Origin of the sequence: Deinococcus ficus (assembly GCF_003444775.1) — a bacterium.
In the GTDB taxonomy this organism is placed as follows: Bacteria; Deinococcota; Deinococci; order Deinococcales; family Deinococcaceae; genus Deinococcus; species Deinococcus ficus.
Genome location: NZ_CP021083.1, coordinates 80,674 through 102,898, shown reverse-complemented (window position 1 = coordinate 102,898; position 22,225 = coordinate 80,674). Strand labels below are relative to the sequence as shown.

General features: G+C 71.6%; 14 protein-coding genes. 6 read left to right on the top strand and 8 right to left on the bottom strand.

Annotated features, from left to right (window positions below; genetic code table 11):
• Window positions 1-40: 40 nt before the first annotated feature.
• Window positions 41-1,762, top strand: coding sequence for a GGDEF domain-containing protein (locus tag DFI_RS16970; RefSeq protein ID WP_051307559.1), 1,722 nt, complete (start codon window positions 41-43; stop codon window positions 1,760-1,762).
• A 54-nt stretch (window positions 1,763-1,816) separates the two neighbouring features.
• On the opposite strand, the gene DFI_RS16965 is transcribed toward DFI_RS16970, so the two are convergent.
• On the bottom strand, window positions 1,817-3,616 hold the full coding sequence (locus DFI_RS16965) for a S8 family serine peptidase (protein ID WP_027462357.1): 1,800 nt from the start codon (window positions 3,614-3,616) through the stop codon (window positions 1,817-1,819).
• Window positions 3,617-3,868: 252 nt separating this feature from the next.
• On the opposite strand from DFI_RS16965, the gene DFI_RS16960 reads away from it, so the two are divergent.
• The 4 genes from DFI_RS16960 (at window position 3,869) to rpmB (ending at window position 9,557) form a co-directional block, all read left to right on the top strand.
• Window positions 3,869-6,370, top strand: a complete 2,502-nt coding sequence (locus DFI_RS16960) for a hypothetical protein (protein ID WP_027462356.1) — start codon at window positions 3,869-3,871, stop codon at window positions 6,368-6,370.
• Between the two features lie 114 nt (window positions 6,371-6,484).
• Window positions 6,485-8,173, top strand: coding sequence for a GGDEF domain-containing protein (locus DFI_RS16955; RefSeq protein ID WP_051307558.1), 1,689 nt, complete (start codon window positions 6,485-6,487; stop codon window positions 8,171-8,173).
• A 62-nt stretch (window positions 8,174-8,235) separates the two neighbouring features.
• On the top strand, window positions 8,236-9,315 hold the full coding sequence (locus DFI_RS16950; protein ID WP_027462355.1) for a CobW family GTP-binding protein: 1,080 nt from the start codon (window positions 8,236-8,238) through the stop codon (window positions 9,313-9,315).
• Window positions 9,312-9,557 carry a 50S ribosomal protein L28 gene (gene rpmB, locus DFI_RS16945; RefSeq protein WP_027462354.1) on the top strand — a complete coding sequence of 82 codons (246 nt, stop codon included), beginning with the start codon at window positions 9,312-9,314 and terminating at the stop codon, window positions 9,555-9,557. The genes DFI_RS16950 and rpmB overlap by 4 nt, the downstream gene beginning before the upstream one ends.
• A gap of 243 nt (window positions 9,558-9,800) precedes the next feature.
• Here rpmB and DFI_RS16940 read toward each other — a convergent pair whose 3' ends face one another.
• Both DFI_RS16940 and DFI_RS20870 read right to left on the bottom strand, forming a co-directional pair.
• A complete protein-coding gene (locus DFI_RS16940; RefSeq protein ID WP_027462353.1) occupies window positions 9,801-14,708 on the bottom strand; it encodes a DUF4132 domain-containing protein in 4,908 nt (1,635 codons plus the stop codon).
• Window positions 14,709-14,710: 2 nt separating this feature from the next.
• Window positions 14,711-15,115, bottom strand: coding sequence for a hypothetical protein (locus tag DFI_RS20870; RefSeq protein ID WP_244940410.1), 405 nt, complete (start codon window positions 15,113-15,115; stop codon window positions 14,711-14,713).
• Window positions 15,116-15,773: 658 nt separating this feature from the next.
• Between DFI_RS20870 and DFI_RS16930 the strand changes: the two genes are divergently transcribed.
• The gene (locus DFI_RS16930; RefSeq protein WP_162145405.1) at window positions 15,774-18,056 is read left to right on the top strand and encodes a putative bifunctional diguanylate cyclase/phosphodiesterase; all 2,283 of its coding nucleotides are present in this window, start codon (window positions 15,774-15,776) and stop codon (window positions 18,054-18,056) included.
• 76 nt (window positions 18,057-18,132) lie between these two features.
• On the opposite strand, the gene wrbA is transcribed toward DFI_RS16930, so the two are convergent.
• The 5 genes from wrbA to DFI_RS16905 form a co-directional block, all read right to left on the bottom strand.
• Window positions 18,133-18,738 (bottom strand): NAD(P)H:quinone oxidoreductase, encoded by a 606-nt coding sequence (gene wrbA / locus DFI_RS16925; RefSeq protein ID WP_027462351.1) that lies wholly within the window; start codon window positions 18,736-18,738, stop codon window positions 18,133-18,135.
• A gap of 411 nt (window positions 18,739-19,149) precedes the next feature.
• Window positions 19,150-19,983 carry an ion transporter gene (locus DFI_RS16920; protein WP_027462350.1) on the bottom strand — a complete coding sequence of 278 codons (834 nt, stop codon included), beginning with the start codon at window positions 19,981-19,983 and terminating at the stop codon, window positions 19,150-19,152.
• Between the two features lie 4 nt (window positions 19,984-19,987).
• The gene (locus DFI_RS16915; RefSeq protein ID WP_027462349.1) at window positions 19,988-21,157 is read right to left on the bottom strand and encodes a glutathionylspermidine synthase family protein; all 1,170 of its coding nucleotides are present in this window, start codon (window positions 21,155-21,157) and stop codon (window positions 19,988-19,990) included.
• A 4-nt stretch (window positions 21,158-21,161) separates the two neighbouring features.
• A complete protein-coding gene (locus DFI_RS16910; protein ID WP_022802934.1) occupies window positions 21,162-21,581 on the bottom strand; it encodes a hypothetical protein in 420 nt (139 codons plus the stop codon).
• Between the two features lie 49 nt (window positions 21,582-21,630).
• Window positions 21,631-22,107, bottom strand: coding sequence for a DUF350 domain-containing protein (locus DFI_RS16905; protein WP_027462348.1), 477 nt, complete (start codon window positions 22,105-22,107; stop codon window positions 21,631-21,633).
• Window positions 22,108-22,225: the final 118 nt, after the last annotated feature.

Below are 22,225 nucleotides of genomic sequence, written 5' to 3'. Positions count from 1 at the left end.
CCGGTACTGTGAACGCCGCTCCGCACCCCGGTGACCGGCCATGACCGCCCCCACGCTGGCGCGCATCCTGGCCGCCGTGAGCGACCGGCGCACCCCGGAAGCCCTGCACTCCGCGCTTCAGGGCGCCCTGGCGGCGCACCCGGAATTGCCGGTTACCCTGGACGCGGAGCTCGGCCTGCACTGGCACGGCGCATCCGATGGTGAGGACGCCGGGGCCTTCTACGCCTTCGCCCGCACCGTGGCGAACCTCTCCGGCACGCTGGCCGACCTGCACCGGCACGCGCAGGTGTATGGCCTGGCGCGCGAGTTCACCCGCCGGGACGAGACGGACACCTCCCTGGGCGCGTACTCGCGGGAATGCTGCCGGATTTTCGGGCTGGACGGCCTGGGCGGCCTGCGCCTGCGGTCCGGCGCCCTGACGCGCGCGCCGTCCTGGGATGCGGGCACGCCGCGCCTCCCCGCCTTCGGCCCGGCCGACGTGGCGGCCGGGCGCGCCGGGGAGCCCGACGTTCGCGCCGGCGGCGTCCTGCTGCCCATCGGGGGGCGCTTCCGGGCCCGCGCGGCCTTCTGGCTGGACGCGCCGGGCCGCGCCTGGTCCGGCAGCGACCGTGACCTGCTGCGGCAGCTCGGGCACCTGATCGGCCTGGAGTACGAACGCGGCGAGGCGCTGCGGCACCTCCAGACCCTGCAGGCCCTGCACCGGGACCTGATGGGCGGGCAACCCGAACAGGCCTACCAGCCGCTGCTGGAACGGGCGCTGGCGACGATTCCGGGGGCGGAGTGCGGGTCTTTGCTGATCCGGGAGGGAGGCGTGTTCCGGTACGCGGCGAGCGTGACGTTCGACGAGACCGAACTGAGTGAGGTGACGTTTCCGGTGGATCACACGCGGGACCAGTGGTACGGGCTGGGGGAGGAGGCGTGGCACCGCGGCGTGCCCCGCGTCCAGTCGAGCCGGCGGTTGGCCGCGCAGGGCGTCGGGTACCAGTACCGCGGCGCGCTGGTCGAAGACCTCCTCCCGAGCGTGGCGGGCATCCAGGCGAACATCGGGGTGCCGATCCTGTACCAGGGCGAGGTGTACGCCTTCCTGAACATCGACTCGCTCACCGACCCGGACGCCTTCGCGGAAGACTCCGTGAACCTGGCCCGGTCCTTCGGCGTGCAGGCCGCACTCCTGCTGCACGAGGCGCACCTGCGCGCCCAGGTGCAGGTGGCCGCCCGCACGGACGTGCTGACGGGGTTGCAGAATCGCCGGGCGTTCACGGAGTCGCTGACGCGGGAACTGGCGCGGGCGCGGCGGCACGCCCTGCCGCTGTCGCTGCTGGTGGCCGACATCCGGGCTTTCAAGGCCGTGAACGACACCCACGGGCACGCCACCGGCGACGACGCCCTCGTGCAGGTGGGGGCGGTGCTGGACCGCACCCTGCGCGCCACGGACGCGGTGTTCCGGCCCGGCCCTGTCGCTTCCCCGGGTGACGGGGCGGCTGACCCGACAGCGTCGCAGGTGTTCCGCTGGGGCGGGGACGAGTTCGCCATTCTGCTCCCGGCCACCGACCGGGCCGGCGCGCAGGCGGTGCGCGAGCGGCTGCGGCGCGCCATGCGCGAGATCCGCGTGGCCGGCCGGCCGCTCGAGCTGAACATCGGCGTGGCCGTGCTCGGCGCCGGTGACCTGACCGGGCAGGCGCTGCTGCACGCCGCGGACGCCGACATGTACCGCGACAAGCACGCCGGGCGGCCGCTGGGCGCGCGACTCAGCGGCATCTGAGGTAAGGAAGAAGGCCGGCCCGCACGCGCCCGGGCCGGCCTTTCATTTGCGGATTTACTTCACGGTGACGATCTGGTCCACCTCGGCGCTGCCGGCGTACGTGGCGCTGGCGTTCAGGTAGCCCTTGAGCACCACCTTCCAGTTCCCGGCGACCGGGCTGGGAATGGTCACGGCCTCGCTCTGGCTGGTGCCCTGGGCGCTGGACCCGACGAGCTGCCCGGCCGGGTTGTACACCTCCAGGTCCAGGTCGTAGGCGGGGTTGCCCCAGTCCGTGACGACGCGCAGGGCGCTGCTGCCGGCCGGCACGCTGAGCGTATGGGTGTGCTGCGCGGTGGTCACGCAGCTGACCAGCGGGGCGCAGACGCTGGGGGCGACCGTGCCCGTCCAGCCGGGCAGGGCGGTGGTGGTGACCGTGGTGCGGTTGCGGTTCAGGCTGGCGGCCTCGCGGATGGCCGCGCCGGCGTCCACGTACCCGGCCCCGACTTCCCACGGCTCGTGCTGCGCGGTGGCCCCGGCCGCGGTGGTGTAGTACATGGCGCGGCTGGTCTTGTTGAAGATGTCCAGAACGCCGTCCATCGTGAGGGCCGGGTTCGCCTCGAGCATCAGCGCGACGACGCCGCTGATGTGCGGGGTGGCCATGCTGGTGCCGCTGATGGTGGCGTACAGCGGGTTGTCCGTGTCGGGCACGGTGGTGGCGGCCACGCCGGTGGTGGCGCGGGCGGCGCTGATGTCCACGCCGGGGGCGGTCACGTCCGGGCGGACGTTCGCGTCGCCGGCCCGGCCGCGGCTGCTGAAGTCCGCGAGGTTGCCCTGCTTGTCGCCGGCCGCGACGCTGATCACACAGGGGCTGGCGGAGTACGGGTTGAGGGTGTTCGCGTCCGGGCCCTCGTTGCCGGCGGCGAAGGTCACGATAATCCCGGCGTCGTAGGCGCGTTTGGCGGCCAGGCTGATGGGGTTGTACGGCGCGAACTCGCCGGTGGTGCCCCAGGAGTTGCTGATCACGCGGATGTTGAACGCGTCGCGCACCTCGGGTTTCATCAGGTAGTCGAAGCCCTGCAGCGCGTACAGGATGCTGATGCCCTCTCCGGTGCCGACGCCGACCAGGGTCGCGCCGGGCGCCACGCCCTGCCGCATCCGGGCGCTGCCCGCCGAGGCCTCGCCGCTGCCGCCGATGGTGCTGGCGACGTGCGTGCCGTGCCCGCTGGTGGTGTCGGTGTCCGGCAGTTCGGCGTACAGGTACCCGCCGACGGGCGTGTCGGTGACCGGCCCGACCACCTTCACATTCCGGGCGGTGTGGTCGAGGTCGGCGTGCAGCGCGTCCACGCCGGAGTCGATGATGCCCACCCCGACGCCCTTGCCGGTGACGCTGTAGATCTCGCGGGCGGTGTCCGCGCCGATGTACTTGACGCTCTCGGCCAGCGAGAAGCGCAGCGGGGCGTCCTGGTAGATGGACTGCAGGCCGCTGAGGTTGGCCTGGAGGCTCTGCACGAGTTCAGGCGTGACGGGCAGGGTCACGGCCACCATGGGCAGCACGCTCAGCGCCCCCAGGCCCTTGCCGAGGTCCACGGGCAGGTTGCTGTCCATCCAGTCCACGGCGCGGCCCTTGCTGGCGTCGTCCGCGAAGGACAGGATCAGCGTGCCGATCTGGCCGTAGCGCAGGCTGCCGTCCACCTGCACGCTGCTGGTGCCGCTGGCGTACAGCGCCTGGCAGGCGCTGGGGGCGGTGGTGGTCGGGGTCGTCTTGCGGCCCTGGGCGCCGAGGGCCGCGCCGGCGTCGCGCACCTGGGGGACAGTCTGGCCGCAGGACGCGAGCAGGACACTGAGGCTGAGGGTAAGGGCGCTGAGGTGTTTCATCGGGTCTCCTGACAGTGGGAAATACGGGAACAGGCGCCTCCGGGCGGGGCGGCGGGATCGTCGGGTGAAGCGGGAAGACGCGGTGATGTGAGTACAGGTATTCAACCAGCCGGGCCTCAAAAAAAACTCAAAAAACACACCATCGGCTCCCCCCGAAAAGGGGAGAGGCCCCGAGTCCTAACACCCCATGAAGGCCGGCGGCGGACTTCTCCCGGTTCGGGTGGCCCGCGCTGGCCGGCCTATACTGCCGGGATGGGCCCCCTTCCGCCCCGGCTGGTGGACCGCCTGAACGTGCAGCAGCGCGGCGTGGTCGCCCCGGTGCTGCCCGGCGTGACCCGCGGCGCCCTGAGGGCCTGGGCCGCGGCGCGCGGCTGGCCGGACCTCCCAGCCCCGCCTCCGGAGGATGCGCGTGGCTGGCTGTGGTGCCCGGCCACCCTGACCGACCTGCGCGCCCTGCCGGCCGGGCACGCCGCCGAGGCGCTGGTGCTCTCGCCCGCAGACGTGCGTTTCAGCCCGGACGACTGGGCGGCCGCACTGCCGCACCTGCCCCCGGCAACCCGGAGCGACCTGCTGCGCGCCCTGGGCGGCTGGCCGGACGACCTCGCCGCCCTCCAGGCGAGTTCCCCGGACCCGGCCGCCGAACCGCACGCCGTCCTGGCCGCCCTGCGGCACGCCCCGGCCACGCGCGCCGTGCTGGCCCCCGCGTGGCCGCCGGAATTGCTGGAAGCCGCTGCCTGTCGCCTCGCGGCCAGCCCCCTGCTGACCCCCTCGGTCGTTTCGGCGCTGAGCGTGGACCCGGCCAGCGTGCAGGCTCTTCTGGACGGCGGGTGGTTGCTCCCGGACGGCCTGGACCACCCGGGTCCGGAACCGGTCTGGCAGCTGCCCGGGCTGCTCCGCCGGGTCCTGAATCCCCTCCCGGAGCGGGCCGCTGCCCAGGCCGCCGCCCACGCGCTGGAACTCGCCGGGCACGACGCGGCCGCACTGGAGGCTCTGGAGCAGGCCGGCGCCTGGGAAGACGCTCTGCGGCTGCTGGCCCGCACCGCCCGCGTGGCGCAGGGCGAGGCCTCGCTGCGCGCCGCCCTGCAACGTGTTCCGCCGGCCCTGCGGGCCACGCCGCCCGCGCAGTATCTGGCGGGCCTGCTGGCCCGCAGCGCCCGCGACCCGGACGGCGCCCTGGAGCTGTACAACGCGGCCCTGACCGGCCTGGACGCCTCCCCCGGCGACCCACTGCGAGGCGTGGTCGCCAACGCCCGCGGGGTCGTGCGTGCCATGCGCGGGGACGCGCCGGGCGCCCTGGCGGATTTCGAATCGGCCACGCAGGGGAGCAGCCTGACAGCCGGCGAGGCGCACCACAACCGCGCGCAGCTGCTGATCCAGACGGGCCGGCACGCCGAGGCCGAGCAGAGCCTGCGGCGCGCCACGACCGTGTTCCGGGCGCTGGGCGACGCCGAACGCGAGGCGCGCAGCCTGGGGGCGCTGGGCGGCCTGCAGTTCGGGCGGGGCCTGCTGCGCGAGGCGACCGGGCCGTACGCGCAGGCGGCCGCGCTGCTCGCCGACCGGCCGCGGGAGGCGGCCCTGGCCCGCCTGAACCTGGCGGAGGTGCACGCCATGCTAGGCGACGAGGCGGCCGCCGAGACACTGCTCGGCACCGTGACGGATCAGGACGCCCTGGACGGCTGGGTGCGGCGCCTGCGGGCGCTGCTGGCCCTGAACGCCGGGCGCACCGAGGGGGCCCTGGACCTGCTGAGCGGCCCCCGGTCCGAGGACCCCTCCTTGCAGGCTGAGACGGCGCTGCTGCGGGCCCGCGCGCACCGTGAACTGGGAAACGTCGAGCAGGCTGCCGGGGCGCTGGCCGAGGCCGGGTCGCTGGGCCTGCGCGCCGACCTGGAAGCGGCCCTGCAGGGTGCGCAGGAGCTGGACGCCGTAATTGAGGCGGCCCGGCAGGAGGAGGCCCGGCTGGAACTCGCCACGGCCCTGCTCGCGCGCGGCGGCGAGGCGGACCTGCAGGAGGCGCTCACGCTGATCCGCGCGCACGGCCTGCGCACGCTCCTGCACGCCCGGGCGGCCACGGCCCTGCTCGCGGGCACGCCCGGCGCGCCGACGCGGGAACTGTTCCCGCTGCGCGTGCAGACGGTCGGGCCGCTGCAGGTGCAGCACGCCGGGCGGACCTACGGCCTGGCAGACTTTCCCACCCGCAAGAGCGCCGCGCTGCTGCTGACCCTGGCGCTGGCGGGCGGCCCCCAGCCGCGGGAGGCGCTGGCCGAACGCTTCTGGCCCGACGCGAAGAACCCCCTGGCGAGCCTGCAGACCGCGCTGTACCACCTGCGGGCGCTGTTCGGCACGCCGCTGATCAGCTCGGAGCGCGGCGTGCTGACGCTGCTGTTCCCGGTGGAGAGCGACCTGGCCGACCTGCGGGACGCGCTGGGCCGGCAGGACCGCGCGCGGCTCGAACGCCTGCTTCACCCGCTCACGGCGCCGCTGCTCGTGCTGCCGGAACTGCCGCACGAGCTCGCGGAGGAACGCGCGCAGGTGGAGCGCGTGCTGCATGACGCGCTGCGCTCGCACGCCGAGGCGCAGGCGGGCGCCGACCCGCGCCGGCGCGACGCGCTGCGGCTGCTGATCACCGCCGATCCGCTGGACCTCGACAGCCGCGAGAAGCTCGTGCAGTGGCACGAGGCGCGCGGGGAACTGGACGCCGCGCGCCAGGAGCGCCGGCACCTCGAGGACGCCCGGCGCTCCCTTCACGGCGGTTGAAGCGGCGACCTGGCAGGGGGCTTCACCGGCGCACTCGAGCGGGGCGTTCAGGCCTCTGTCAGACGGGGGCGGTAGGCTGGGGCCACGTTCCATTCCTGTGAGGTGAAGTGCCGCATGACCCCCCTCTTCCACCTGAGTGCCTCCCTGAGCGAATGCGTCTCCCTCGGGGCCTTCCGTGACCGGTTGCGGGCCATGCTGGCCGACGACCCGGCCCTGCCCTTCACCCTCTCCCCGGACGGCAGCGGGCCCATCCTGCGGCCGACTGGGGCGGCCGAACTGCCCGCTGACCAGGCGGTGTTCCTGCAGCTGGTGAACAATCTGCACGCCCGGCTGGTCACCCTGGACCGGCAGGCCCGCGTGAACGGCCTGGCCGAGCAGTTCGCCCGCCGGGACGAGGAGAACCCGTCGCTGTCCACGTTCGCGGAGGAGCTGTGCCGGATCTTCGAGGTGCGCGGTCTGGCCGGTCTGGGCGTGGCGGGCGGGGCGCTGCGGCGCGTGCCGCACTGGGACGCCGGGAAGCCGGTCGTGCCGGCCTTCACGCCGGAGGACGTCGCCGTGATCCGCGCCGGGGAGGTGAGTTTCCGGCCGGACGGCGTGCTGCTGCCGCTGGGCGGCAAGTACCGGCCGCGCGCGGCCTTCTGGCTGGACGCCGGCACCTCGGACCGCGCGTGGCCGGACGCCGACCGGGCGTTGCTGCGTCAGCTGGGGCATCAGCTGGGGCTGGAAGTCGAGCGGCTCCAGGCGGTGCGGTACACCCGCAGCCTGCAGGTCCTGCACGCCGAACTGCTCGGCGGTGAACTGGAGGACGCCTACCAGCCGCTGCTGGAACGGGCGCTGGCGACGATTCCGGGGGCGGAGTGCGGGTCTTTGCTGATCCGGGAGGGGGGCGTGTTCCGGTACGCGGCGAGCGTGACGTTCGACGAGACGGAGTTGAGTGAGGTGACGTTCCCGGTGGGGCACACCCGGGACCAGTGGTACGGGCTGGGGGAGGAGGCGTGGCACCGCGGTGTGCCCCGCGTGCAGTCCCGCGGCCTGCTCGCGGCGCACGGCACCGGGTACGATCTGCACGGTGAGCGGGTCAACGCGCCGCTGCCCAGCGTGGCGGGGATCCAGGCGAACATCGGGGTGCCGATCCTGTATCAGGGCGAGGTGTACGCCTTCCTGAACGTGGACTCCATGACGGATCCCGAGGCGTTCGACCGGGAGTCCATCGACCTGGCGCAGTCGTTCGCGCGGCAGGCGGCGCTGCTGCTGCACGAGGCGCGCATGCGGGCCCAGGTGCACGCCGCGGCCCGCACGGACGTGCTGACGGGATTGCAGAACCGCCGGGCGTTCACGGAGTCGCTGACGCGGGAACTGGCGCGGGCGCGGAGGCACGCCCTGCCGCTGTCGCTGCTGGTGGCGGACATCCGGGCCTTCAAGGCCGTGAACGACACCCACGGGCATCTGGTCGGGGATCAGGCGCTGATGCAGGTGGGGGAGGTGCTGCTGCGCGAGCTGCGGGTGAGTGACGTGGTGTTCCGCCCGGCGGGCCGGGACGCGCCGGCCGGGCAGGGCGGGGCGCTGGAGGTGTTCCGCTGGGGCGGGGACGAGTTCGCGGTGCTGCTGCCGGAGACGGATCTGGCGGGCGCGCGGGTGGTGCGCGAGCGGCTGCGCGCGGCGATGCGGGGAACGGACGTGGCGGGGCAGCCGATCGAGCTGAACGTGGGTGTGGCGGCCCTGCGGGACGGGGACGTGACCGGTGAGGTGATGCTGCGGGAGGCGGACGACGCGATGTACCGCGACAAGCAGGGCAGCCGGTAGGCGGCGAGGGTCGGACTACCCGTTCCCCTTGCCATTTCTTGATAATGCCTTATCATTATCAAATGAAGGCGAACTCCTCCATTCCCATCACCGTCCTGTGCGGCTTCCTCGGCGCCGGCAAAACCACCCTCCTCAACCACCTGCTCGGCCAGCAAGCCGGCCGACGCGTGGCCGTGATCGTCAACGAGTTCGGCGCCGTGAACATCGACGCCGGCCTCGTCGTCAGCACCACCGAGGACACCATCGAACTCAGCAACGGCTGCATCTGCTGCACCCTGCGCGGCGACCTGCTCCACGCCGTGCACGACCTGCTCGAAACCAGGGAACTGGACGCCATCCTGATCGAATCCACCGGCATCGGCGAACCCCTCCCCATCGCGCAGAGCTTCTGCCTGACCCCCGAGGACCTCGACCTCGATCCTGAACCCGGCCAGCCGCCCATCCCCAACCTGATCGGCCGCGTGCACGTGGACGCCATGATCACCGTGGTGGACAGCGCCCAGTTCTTCGACCTGTGGAACTCCCCGGACACCCTGCCGGACGACGCCCCCGAGGACGGCGGGCAGGGCCGCGGCTTCGGGGAACTGCTCGCCGAACAGCTGGAATTCGCGGACATCGTGGTCCTGAACAAGGCGGACCTCGCACAGCCCGCCGACCTGACCCGCCTGCGCGACCTGCTGCGCATCACCAACCCGCGTGCCCGCGTGCTGGAAGCCGTAAAGGGCCAGCTGCCCGCCGATCAGCTGCTGGACGTCGGCCTGTTCGACATGGACGCCAGCATGCAGCTCGACGCCTGGCAGGAGGAACTGGAGCGCGAACACGTTCCCGAGAGCGTGGAGTTCGGCCTGGGTACCTTCATCTACCGCAGCGACCGGCCCCTGGACGCCGCGCGCTTCCAGGAGGCGCTCACCGCCGGGCTGCCGCGCAGCGTCATCCGCAGCAAGGGTTGGGTGAACCTCGGCGACGGCCTCGCCACCCTCTGGAACCACACGGGGCGGCAGCTGGTGCTGGAACAGGCCGGCACCTGGCACGACCCGGAGCAGGCCTTCACGGAGATCGTGTTTATCGGGCAGCAGCTCGACCCGGTCGCCCTGCAGGCCCTGCTGGACGGCGCCCGCCAGCCCGCCGGGGTGGGGGCGTGAGCCGCGTGTGCGCCCTGACGGGCCGGGGCACGCGGGTGGTGCGGCGCGTGCGGCGCCGCGGCCGGGCCCGGGCCGAGGGCGGCGTGGGCCGCAAGGTCACCGGCGTGACCCGCCGCACCCAGAAGGCCAACCTGCAGAAGAAGACCGTGCGTCAGGGCAGCCGGGTGAAGAGCGTGTGGCTCAGCACCCGCGCGCTCCGAACCCTGACGCGCGGCCCGGTGGAGGGCATGGAACTCGTCTGAGAGCAGGGGAGAACGGCGGGGAATGAGTCTGTTTCGCCCCGCCGGATGCCCAGGCTGAAGGGTCTGAAAATGGAGACCCTGGCTGCGTCCGCCGCAGCTGGGTTCCCCAACATTCCGAATATATCCAAACAAGCCCCGGTGGAGCTACACGGTGGGCAGCCGCTGGAAACGGTCTAGTTATGCGCGCAGGACAGAGGAACAGGTGGTCATGTGCCAAACCTGTTCCTCTGTCTTACCGTCCTTTCAACGGAGCTGTTCGAGAATCGTGGGGTCCTGGATCTTGCGGTCCTCGGCGAGCAGCAGGACCTTGCTGACCACCTCGGCCGTGCGGGGGTCCGGGTCGGCGAACGGCAGGAACACCCGGCCCTGCTGGGCGTTGTGCACGGGAACGATGCACAGGAACCCGCCGGGCTGCCGGTGCACGGTCCCGCTGCCGAGGTGAACGGTGTACCGGCTGTACGCTCCGTCGATCAGGGCGTGCTGGTGCTCCAGGCGCACGTTCCCGAGTTTGAGGAGGCGCAGCGTCTCCCGCAGAAGGCTCTCGCGCATCTCCACGGTGCTCTGGGACGCTTCGGGGTCCACGCCGCCCACGTGCGCGACGCTGACCACCAGGTCCAGGTCCCGCATGGTCTCGCTGAACAGCCTCGGGGGCACCTCGGCCAGCGGCATGGGCGTCCATTCGTCCCGGCGGATGAAGCCGGCGGCGTGCAGGGGCATGCCCTCGACCTCGTTGGGCGTGCCGTATCCGAGGCTGTCGTCCAGCCAGGCGGTGATGCCCTCGCGGTGATCGGTCTTGCGGGTGCCTTCGCCGGGCACGCTGACCCAGCCGCGGGCCTTGAGCAGGGCGGCGGCCTTGCCGGGCTGCACGTGATGCCCGGCGTAACGCGCGCTGCGCTGGGCGCCCTGCTCGGCGGGCGTGATGGGGTAGTACTCGCGGAACACCTGCTTGAACGGCTGCGTGACCTGACGGTCCAGCAGGTCGGCCTGGTGGGCGCGCCACTGGCCGCCCGTGAACAGGTCGTGCGGGTGGGCGACGCGCAGCGCCTGGTCCGTGATGGGCACCGGGCCGTCCAGGGTGCGCAGCGTATCCTCTTCCCAGTAGCCGAGCTGCTGCTCGTTCATGACCCACACGAGGTCCCGCAGCATGGGCGCGATGACCGGGTGGCGCGAGAGGTCCCGGAGTTCCTGCGGCTGGAAGAGGTCGCCGCGCACCATGGCTTCTTCCAGCGCGAGGCGCATGCGGCGGCGGGTGGCGTCCAGTTCCTTGACCGCTTCTCTCAGCGCGGTGACTTCCGGGTGCTTGCGCAGGGCGGGTGGAAGGGCCTTGAGGGCCTTCTCGCCGCGGGTGACGGTCAGGGCCGCCTCGCCCGCGGCGTTCACGTGCGCCTGGACGGTCACGCCGTCCACGGTCACGGCCGCCTGCCAGTCCGGCGCGGTGCGGGCCTCCATGGCCCACATCAGGCGCTGCGGGTCGGCGTACCCGGCGGTGCGGGCGAGGTTCTGCATGCCGATGTCCGCCGCGAGCCGGTCACTGGCCTGCCGCTGCGCGCCGAACTGCCGCGCCTCACGCCGGAACTGCGCAAGCACGCGATAACGGGCTTCCAGGGTCTGCTGGGCCTTGCGTCCGCGGCCCAGCGGCAGCAGGCCCAGGGACCGCACGGCGTCCTGGTTGCGCTTTTCGCGGATGCGGCCGAGCAGTTCGGCCTCCGTGACCTCGCCGAGAATCGCGGCGGCGAACAGTTCGGCGCGTTTGTGTCCCGCGCCGGACGACGCATAGCGCGACGCTTCGAGCAGCGTCTGGAAGCGCGCCCGGCCCAGGGCGCGGTACGTGCGGTGGAACCACGCGACGTCCACGGCCCCCTCGGTGAGGTCGGCGGCTTTCAGGGGCGTGCGTCCGCTGATCTCGCCCTCCCAGGCGTCCCGGACTTCCTGCGGCACGCTCCAGTGCGAGTCCTTGGTGTGGGCGTGCAGCCAGTACACGCCGTCCGTCAGGCCCTTCCAGCCGAGCGTGCCGGCGATCAGGTTCGCCCACTGCGGCGCGAACACCGCCAGGTCCAGCAGCCGCCCCTCGCTGAGCCCGAGCGTGCGCGCCAGTGCCCCGACGCTGGCGGCGGTGTCGGTGGGGGCGGGGTAGGAGACGCGCAGCAGGTGGCTGAAGGTCGCGTCCCGGCTCTGGCTGCTGCCCTGGTACCCGCGCTTGAGGGGGTTGCGGCCCAGGCCGGCCAGCAGGCGCAGCGCCACGTCCGCGCCGTGCACGCTGGACAGGGCCAGCGCGGGCGCGGTCGCGGGGGTTTCCAGGTCCCCGCGCTGCAGTTCGGTCTCCAGCACCCGGTCCCGCACGGCGTGCGCTGCCGCCTCCCAGTCCGGGGAGGTGGGCCGGTCCGCGGCGGGCGTGCGGGCGGTGGCCTGCTCCAGGTCGCGGAAGGCGTGCGAGGGGTACGCGTCCCCGGGCCGGGGGCCGATCAGCTGGTTGAGGAGGTCGGCGCGGCCGGCCAGGCCCTCCTGCACGGCGCGCAGCAGGGCGCCGGTGGGCGGCTGCCAGGCCGGCAGGGCCGGGAAGGCCGTGTTCTCGTGCAGCAGCGTGTTCCAGTACTGACGGAACTGCACCGGAGTGAGGTCCGACCAGTGCTCGCAGCGCAGGCCGTCCAGCAGGTCGCGGGGGTCCTCCTGCCGCCAGCTGTACCGCTGCGACACGAGCATCGGGACATTCAGCGGCAGGAAGGTCAGGGCCGTCTCCCAGGCATCCAGTTGCAGGGCGCGGTCGGCTGCGGTGCGGTGACGCGCGGCGAGGTACGCCACGACCGGCGCGAGCAGGGCGTGCCACGGCAGACTGAGGGTCACCCGTGGCCCCAGCGTGCGCTCCACGGTGCTGCGGGTGAGCTGCGCGCGCAGGGCGTCCCGCGTCGCTTCGCTCAGCCGGGCCGGTTCGTCCGCGTCGGCGGGCGCGGCGAGTTCCGCCTCCGCCGCGCTGAGGAGCCCCTCCAGGGCCGGCTGCTCCCCGAGTTCCTCATTCAGTTCCGTGTCGGTCGTGTCGGCGCGGTTCACGTGGTGGTGCAGCGCCCACTGCAGGCGGGTGAGGTCGCCGTCCTGCGCGGCCGGCCTCGCCGTCCACCAGCCGTCCCACAGGTCGGCCAGCGGCATCGGCGTGTCTGCGTGGGCCCGCAGCAGGTAGGGGGAGACGTTCATCAGCAGCACGGTCTGCGGGCCGTCATACCCGTGCGCTGTCAGGGGCGTCTCGCGGCGCTGCTCGATCAGGTCGTTCAGGGCCTGCAGCAGCGCCGCGCCGCGCTGCACGTCCCGCGGGTAATCGCGGTCCCGGCGGGTCAGCGGGCCGGGCCGTGCGAGGTCGGCCGGGTCGAACAGACCCAGGCCATCCTTCAGACTCAGCGTGCTCTGCGGGGAGACGAGTTTGTCCAGCAGGGTCTGCTCGGTGACGTTCTTCGCCTGGAAGTCCGCTGGGGGGGCCAGGCCGACCGCGTCGAGCAGGCTCAGGCCTGCCTGGCGCTGCTCGGTGCTGCCGGAGGCGAGCAGCGCCAGGGCACTGCGCTGCGCCCGGTCGGGGTCCTGCGCGAGCAGGCGGATCAGGCCGCGCCGCAGGTCCGCGGATTTACGGCGCAGCAGCGTCAGCAGGATCTGCGTGTCGGCCTCGCTGGGCTCCAGCCGCGCGGCCCGGATGACCGAGACGGCCTCCTGCGACACGCTGCTGCTGCGGTCCTGCAGCAGGGTGATCACCAGGTCCCGTGCGCCGGCGGCCAGCGCTCCGTCCACCTCGGGAGTGCTCAGGGCGCGTTTCAGGACCGTGAGCAGGGTGCTTTTCCCGGTGGAGGTCATCTCGCTCACGTGCGGCGCGACCCGCAGGACCTCCGACGTGTCCAGCAGGCCGGTCAGGCGGTCGGTCACGCTGCCGCGCGCCGGCACCTGCCCCAGCCAGGGGAACAGCAGCGGCGCGTGCCGTGCCTGCTCCGGCAGGCGCCGGGCGTACCCGGCGAGGTCCTCGAAGCCCATCAGGGCGTCGCTGGCATGCTGCGCGTGGTGGGCGTGGTACGGGGAAGGCGCGTGCTGCGCGCTGAGCGCCCCGAGCCGCAGGTCCGGGTCGCGCAGCAGCGTGGCGTGGTCCTCCCGCTTGAGCAGCCCCGCGGCGTTCAGGAACTGCGCGGCGGCCATACGGCGCTCCGGGTCCGCGTCGGTCAGCAGCGGCCGGGCCAGACGGCCGGCCTGCCCGGCGTCGGTCATGCCCAGCGTGAACAGCGCCAGGTACGCCGGCACGCCGGGCGCGCCCGCCACGGCCGCCTGGGCCTGCGCCGGGTCGTCCAGGTACTCCAGGGCCGTGCCCAGCAGCCGGCGGACGGTTTTCGTGTCGGTGACGTCATACCCCAGCCCGAACCACACGCCGGCCGCGCGGAGCACCGCGGCGAAGCGCAGCAGGTCCTCGTCCAGCACGGTGCGCAGGAACAGCGGGAAGGCGTCCGGGTGCGCCTCGTCCACCGTTTCCATGATCACCTGCCGCAGGCCCTCCTGCCGCTGCGCGGCGAGCAGCAGCTGCCGCGCCAGCGCCCAGGCCTCCGGTCGGCTGCTGCCGAGCAGGGCGGCGGGGACGTGCCGGCCCATCCGGCCGACCGGGTGCACGGTGGCGGCCGTGTCGCGCAGCACCTCGAACACCCCGGTGTGCCCGTCGCTGACGGCCTGCGCCAGCAGCGCGCCGGTCACCTGACTCTCCCAGGGGGAGAGCAGCCCGGCGGACTCGGCCACCCAGGTGACGTCCTGCGGGTAGGCCCGGAGTGCCTGCCACAGATTCCACAGCCAGCCCGCGGCGGCCGCGGTATCTGGGGCCTCCCCGGCGGACCGGAACGCGCGGCGCAGCAGCCCGCTGGTGTAGGGCCGCTGCGTCAGGTAGGACCGGTAGGCGCGGGCGGCCAGGTCCGGGAACTGCGGGAACAGCAGCCCGGTCAGGTCCTTGAGTTCCACGTCACTGGCCTGGGCGAGGGCGGCCGCGAACGCCTGTTCCTGCGCCTGCCGCTCCCGCCAGTTGGACGGTTCGGTCAGGCGCGCCCGGACCCAGTCGGCGGCGGGGCTGGTCGTGGCGGCGAGGCGGGCGTCGAGGGCAGGCTGCCAGGGCTGCTCGAACGCCCGGAAGTATTCGGTGGCGTCCATGCTCAGCCGCCCGCCAGGGCCGTGAGGCGCAGCAGGAGCAGGGTGCTGTCGGCGCGCAGCGTGACAACGTGGTCGAGCTGCTCGATCTGCTGGTCGTCCACGAAGACGTAGTACAGCCCATCCTGGAAGGCGCGCAGCGCGGTGTGCGTGGCGTCCTCGACGGTGACCGTGCCGCTTTTTTCCTGGGGGGCGAGCTGGATGCGGCCCTGCGCGGCACCGTCCTGAAGCTGCTGCTCGGTCATGACGCGCAGCGCGCTGTGGCTGTCCTGGCGTTCATGGTAGGCGGCGACCTCGTGGGCGACGAGGTGCCCGATGAGCTCCCCGAGGGTGTGGGGGCCTGGTGGGCAGTCGATGGGGCGGCGCTCGAACGGGGTGCGGCGGCCTACGATTTTCGTTTCGATGAACATGGGAACCTCGTCGGGGAGTGTGCGGTTTTCACCATTACTCTAGGCGAGAATTATTGTTCTGTAAATAGCAGAATTCGGCGAATCAATTTCGTCTTATTGAAGGTTGGATTGGCGTGCCTGATTCACAAGAGCCGATACGGCAGATCACCACCCAAACAACGCTTTCGATCCAAGCAAACCCCTTTCCGCTAGTAGACTGTAAGAATATATACAAGCGAATGCTTCCGCTCGACTGGGCTCCTCTGCCTTCCCACATCTCATCGTTCTGCTCCGCGCGACGGGACTTTTTCTTCATGCCCTAGCACGGGCACAAGCATGAGGAAAGACACACGCATCCAGTGCGGGGCTCCGCCGAGGACGTCGGCGTAGGAGGGAAATTCAACCACGAGAGACAGCAGGGGAGGCGATTCTCCGACATCCTGTTTGTTCGATATATTCCATTCTGCGCCCTACAGGACTTTTGCAAAGCCCTCCGGGCGCTAGTCAAGGGCGGCTCTCACGCTCAGCTTAGAGGCTGTGGACAAGCCTGGAAGGCCCACCTCACTTCGATATATTCCTAATGCGTTCACGCTCATTCAACCAGCTCACCCGGACGGTCAGACTTCGGAGAGGGAACCCACCGCATCATGAGCCGCAACCACACCCGGTGGAGGAACCCGTGAACCGCACCCAACGCCCCACCACGCTCTTCATCCTGCTGCTCGTCTCACTGACCGTGCACGTCACCTGGGTGCTTGCCGGCGCGCCCCCCCGGGCCTGGCAGGCGGTGCTGGGCAACCTCAGCTTCTTTCCGCCCAGTCTGCTGGCCGCCGCGCTCGCCTGGACACTCTCCACCCGCCTGAGCGGGCAGGCCCGGCGCGCCTGGGCCTTCTTCACCGCCGGGCTGCTGTTCTGGGCCGCCGGGCAGGGCCTGTACACCTGGCTGGACCTGACCGGAGCGTCCACCTTCCCCTCCGCGGCGGACGTCGGGTACCTGCTGCTGGCCCCCTGCTTCCTGCTGGGCGTGCTGCACGTCTGGCAGCCCGCGCCGTCACGGACGCTGGCCCTGAGTTTCCTCCTCGACGTGGCAATCATCATCACGGCCATCGGCTCCCTGATCTGGCATTTCTCAGTGCAGCGCATTCTCGACGCGTACGCCGCGACGCCCTTCGCCTTGGCGGTCGCTGTCGCGTATCCCGTTTCGGACCTGGGGCTGCTCGCCCTGGTGCTGTCCATGGCGGTATGGCGGCCGCGCGGCCTGGACCGCGCGCAACTCGGGCTCATAGGCGGCGGGCTGGCCGGTCTGTTCGCCGCGCACAGCCTGTACGCGCACCAGGCGGCGCAGGGACTGTACCACCTCGGCACCCCGCTGGACCTGCTGTGGACGCTGGCCTTCACGGCCTTCGGCACGGCCGCCTACGTGCGGCTCGCCGCGCCGGGCGGCACGGCGCCCACCGCGTGGTCCCTGCCGCTGCAGCGCCGGCACCGGCTGAACATTCTCCTGCCGACCATGGCCCTGACCCTGTCGTACGCCGTGTTCCTGCTCGCCCAGGGCCGCGACCCGCTGCCCGGACCGCTCGTCACCGCGGCGTTCGTGCTGCTGTTCCTTCGGCAGCTGCTGGCGGTGCTCGACAACGGCCGGCTGGCCCGCTCCCTGGCCTTTCAGGCCGGGCATGACGCCCTGACGGGCCTGCTCAACCGCAGTTCCCTGCACGCGGAACTCGACCGGCGCATCGGGGCGGCCGAGCGCCAGGGGCTGCTGGTGGGCGTCATGTTCATGGACCTGGACCGCATGAAGTACGTGAATGACGCCTACGGGCACGCGGCCGGGGACGAGGTGCTGCGGCACATCGCCGAGCGGCTGCGGGCCAGCACGCGCGCCTCGGACGACGTCGCCCGGTTCGGCGGGGACGAGTTCGTGCTGACCATGACCGTCCGCGACACCCGGCAGCTCACGCAGGTGGCTCAGCGGCTGCTCACGGCCGTCGCGCAGCCCGTCCGGTTCGGCCGAGCGACCTTCCACGTGACGGCCAGCGTGGGCATCGCCGTGTGCCCCGCCGACAGCGCCGACGCCGCCACCGCCCTGCACCAGGCGGACCTCGCCATGTACCGCGCCAAGGCCGCCGGCAAGAACGTCTACCGCTTCTACGACGCGCAGGATCATGCCGCGCAGCGTGAACAGGTGCAGCTGGAATCGCACCTGCGCGAGGCGCTGCGGGACGGCGCGCTCGACCTGCACTACCAGCCCATCGTGTCCCTGGCGGGGGGCCATCTGGTGGGGTTCGAGGCGCTGCTTCGCTGGCACTCCCCGCTCCTCGGGCCGGTCCCGCCGCTGACCGTGGTGAAGCTCGCCGAGGAGCGCGCCATGATGCCGGAGCTCGGCGCGTGGGTGCTGTCCAGGGCCGTGCAGCAGGTCGCCGAGTGGCGGCGCGGCGGGCAGCACCCGGACCTGACGGTGTCTGTGAACGTCTCGGCGTCGCAGTTCGGGCTGAGCGCCTTCGTGGATCAGGTCACCGCCGCCCTGGAGCGGCACGGCGTTCCCGGGGAGGCGCTGGTCCTGGAACTCACCGAAAGCACCCTGATTCAGGACGCGGCCGTCTCCGCGCAGAAGATGCGGGACCTGCGGGCCCTGGGCGTGCGGATCGCGCTGGACGACTTCGGCACCGGGTACTCCAGCCTGAGTTACCTGCGGCAGCTGCCGGTGGACGTCCTGAAGATCGACCGGTCGTTCGTGTCCATCCTGGGGGACGGCGGGGACGGCTTCGTGCGGGCCATCGTGACGCTGGCGCACGACCAGGGCGTCCGCGTGGTGGCCGAAGGGGTCGAGGAGGCCTGGCAGCGCGACACCCTCTGGGCCCTGCACTGCGACCTGGGTCAGGGGTACCTGTTCAGCCGGCCTCTGCCGGCGGCGCAGGCCGAGGCGCTGCTGCCCGCACCGTTGGCCGTCGGACACGGCAACTGACACGTTGAAGGACAGAAACGGTGCCGAGGGCACTGATCGGCGAACGATCAGCGAGCGCCAGACTTCTGCCTCTCGCTCAGCTCAGGAGTTTGCGGGTGAGTTCGACCTGCCGGTTCACCTGATGGCGGATGGTGTGGCGGTCCTCGTCGCTCAGAGGCTGGCCGTTTGCCGTCACGCTGGCACCGTAGGGGTTCCCGCCGCTGGCGAAGATGTGCTGGTGGGTGTAGCCGGGTGGCACCAGCACCGCGCCCCAGTGCATGGCGGTGACGTACAGGGTCTGCAACGTGGTTTCCTGGCCGCCGTTGGGGTTCTGGGCGCTGGTCATGGCGCTGAAGGTCTTGCCGGCGAGCTTCCCGTTGGCCCACAGCCCCCCGAGGGTGTCGATGAAGGCGCGCATCTGGCTGGCCGCCCCGCCGAATCGGGTGGGCGAGCTGAAGACGAAGCCGTCTGCCCACTCCATGTCGTCCGGGGTCGCAGCCGGGATGTCCTGCATGGCCTGCAGGTTCGCCTTCCAGGGTTCCTGGCTGTCCACGACGCTCTGCGGCGCAGTTTCGGCAGCGCGGCGCAGGCGGACCTGGGCACCGGCGGCTTCGGCGGCCTGGGCGGCCTCGCGGGCCATGCCGAGGTTGGTGCCGTAGGTGGAGGAGAAGACGACGAGCAGCTTCACGGGGGGTTGGGTCATGGCTGACTCCTTTCGAGACGTGCGCCTGCACAGGGCCTCGGTCACCGGTCAGTAAACGCAGGGCCAGCCCGTGGGGTCAAGCCTCAGGGCTTCACGCCCCCTGGCCCGCGCCACGTCAGCTGATCTCCTGCCGCACCTCCATGAGCAGAGCGAAACAAGGCGTGTAGCCAGCCGGCGGGCCTAACCATGATGGGCACATGGGATGATCAGGGCCACCGGAACGGCGTGATCCCTCAAGCGCTCAAGCGCCGCTGGACGGTCTGACGACGCGCTGGACCTGCTCCGCTGCTGCCCAGGCCGGCACGCGTAGTTCTTTCGGAGCCCGCCTGCGGTGCCGCGCTGCGAAAGCGTACCGGCCGTGTCCCATCATTCAGGGTCGGCCGGTATGCGCTCACGTGAGTGTTCAGCGGTTCAGGGGAGTTTCTCGCCGCAGTGGGGGCAGTAGCGGGCGGCGCGGGTTTCCTGGGCGGTCTGCTCGACCATGCGCAGGCGGGCGAGTTCCTCGGCGAAGCCGCTGGCGATCATGCCGGCGGGGAGGGCGACCATCCCCACGCCGAACAGCATGATGAACCCGGCGGCGACCTTCCCGACGGGCGTGGCGGGGTACACGTCGCCGTACCCGGTGGTGGTGAGGGTCACGACCGCCCACCAGAGCGCCTGGGGGATGCTCTCGAAGCCTTTCGTGCCGGCGCCGGCCTCGACCTCGTACAGGACGCTTGCGGCGATGAACACCAGGACGATCACGATCAGGACGGTGGTGAGCAGTTCTCCGGCGCGTTGCAGGATCACGCGGCCGATGAGTTGCAGGGAGTCCGAGTACCGGCCGAGCTTGAGCAGCGACAGGAGCTTGAGCATGCGCAGGCCGCGCAGGCTGGCCAGGGCAGTGGCGCCCGGGACGAGCAGGGAGATGAGCACGAGCAGGTCGATGAGCGGCAGCGGGGACGTGGCGTACTGCCAGTACCCGCGCCCGCCGCGCGGCAGGCCGGGGCGCAGCGGCGTGACGTACAGCCGGGCGGCGTACTCCAGGCCGAAGATCACGAAGCAGAACAGGTCGAACAGCCGGATGAGGGGGCCGTACTGCGCGTGGATGCTGGGCACGGTGCTGAGGATGGTGATGGCGACCGTGAGCAGGATCAGGGCGACGAGCAGGGCGTTGAAGAACCGCTCGGCGGGACCGGCGCCGTCGCTCGGGTCGAGGAAGTCGTGCAGGCGGTGCATGAAGCTGGCATGGGGGGTCGTGGTCATGGGGTCAGCCCGGGTCGGCGGTGATCACGTGCGGGACGAACGTGGCGCGGTTGTCGGTGACCCGGCCGCGGCCCTCGCGGATGCCGAGGCCGCACACCTCGTCCCCGGCCACCCACACGCCCAGCACCGGGTAGCGCGGGCCGTCCCCGGCGGGGTATTCGGGCAGCGGCGTGTACGCCTGCTCGACAACCCCGAGGTCGGCGTAGTCGCCGGGCGTGCTGGGCTGGCCGGGCAGCGTGACGTTCTGGCCCTCGCGGGAGTACAGGGGTTTGCGCACGACGTCCGCGCCGAGCGCGCCGGGGGTCAGCGTGGCGGGCAGCAGCAGGTCGTGGCCGGGGTGGAGTTCGTGCAGCAGGGCGAGCAGGCCCTTGCTGCCGGACGCGGTCTTCCAGAGCGGTTCGATGAAGCGGGTGTGCGTGCGGGCGAGGTAGGCGGCGTCGCGGGATTCCCAGGCGAATTCGAAGGGCCACAGCCACATCAGGTGCCGGATGGTCAGCGTCCAGTGGTCGAGCAGGTGCGTTTCCTGTTCGGACGTGCCGATCTGGTCGGCGATCACGAAGTCGGTGCTGGCCCCGGCCTGCTGCGCGAGTTCGCGCAGGTACGTGACGGTGGCGATGTCCTCGTCGTTGCGTCCGGCGCTGAAGTGCAGCTGCCCCACGCCCCGCGCGGCCCTGATATGCTGCCACTGTTCGAGCAGGCCCTCGTGGATGGTGTTCCACTGCGTGGTGCCGGCCGGGAACTGCCCGGCGGCGAGGCGGTCTTCCAGCCACTGCCACTGACTGACAGCCGCCTCGATCAGGCTGGTGGGTGTCTGGGCGTTCACCTCCAGCAGTTTCGGGGGGTTCACGCCGTCGTACGCGAGGTCCAGGCGCATGTACACGCTGGGGTCGTCGCGGTCCCAGGAGTCCCGTACGGCGGCGTGCAGGAAGGCGGGAATGCCGAGTTCCGCGAGGCGGCCGCGTTCGATGGCGTGCCCGGTAGCGTCCAGCACCATGTGCGTGAGGGTCTGGGCGTCGCGTTGCAGCCGGGCGGCCTGCGCGGCGCTCAGGGCGTAGCAGGCGTCCTCGCCCCAGTACGGCACCGGGTGTTCCGGCGTGGGGGCGTACCAGGTGAACCCGACCTCCTGCAGTCGGGCCTCCCAGTTCGGGCGGGGCGGCAGGGTGAGGCGCTGCACGCCCTCAGCCGCCCGAGCTGAGCGCGCCGCGGGCGGTGGAGGTCAGGCCGCCGCGGCTGACGGGGGCCTTGAAGCTGCCGTACGACCCCTTCTTGCTGTCGTACGTCAGGCCGCTGTCGGAGAGCACGCCGCCGTACCGGCCCGAGTAGCCGACGTAGCGGGTGCTGCCGGACCCGGCGTAGAACAGCGGCCCGTAGTACTTCTTTTTCTTCTTGAAAAGGTCGGTGTCGTCGTCCTCTTCGGTGCAGGGGTTCTGCAGGCCCTGCTGGATGAGCTGCTGGTTGGCGATCAGGCATTCCTGATAGCTGGCGTACTGCATGCGGTTGTAGCGGCTCAGGTCGTCCGAGTCGCCGCAGCCCGCGAGCAGCACCGGCAGGGACGCCAGCATGGGCAGGTGAAAGGTCTTGGGGGCGGCCTTCGTCATACTGTTCAGTACGGGTCCGGCAGGATCGCCGTTCCGCGCGGGGCGGTGCTCAGAGCGTGACATGGTAGGTGACGACCGCCGGCACGATGAACAGGGCGCCCATGATGAACGACAGGGCGAGGTTGTGCTCCTCGCGCATCTCGCGGCGGATGTAGGCGAGCAGGCCCTCGCCGCGGCGGCGGGCCAGGGAGCCGAAGACGACCAGCACGCCCATGAAGAACAGGATCAGCGTGACCAGCAGGGCCAGGGCCAGCCAGGTGAAGGCTGTCGCCCAGGAGGTGTCCATGGCGACGGCGGGGCTGGCGATGGTGCGGCTGAGCAGCAGGCTGAAGCCCAGCGACACGGAGAAGAACACGGCGCCGATGGCGGCGGTCTGGTGCTCCTCGATTTCCGTGATGATTTCGCGCACCCGCACGCCCATGATCAGGCGGATGAAGGCGATGCTGGCCAGCACGGTGGGCAGCCACACGGCGAGGTTCCAGCCGAGTTCGGTCAGGAGGGTGCTCAGGAGATCGGTGGGAGTCATGACCCTTGTTATAGAACGTAAGAAGGGTTACAGGGCGTGCAGGTTCGGTCGGCGGGCTGGCCGCGGGCAAATGCCCCCGCACAAAGCGTGTGGGACAGGCCAACTGGCCCGTCCCACA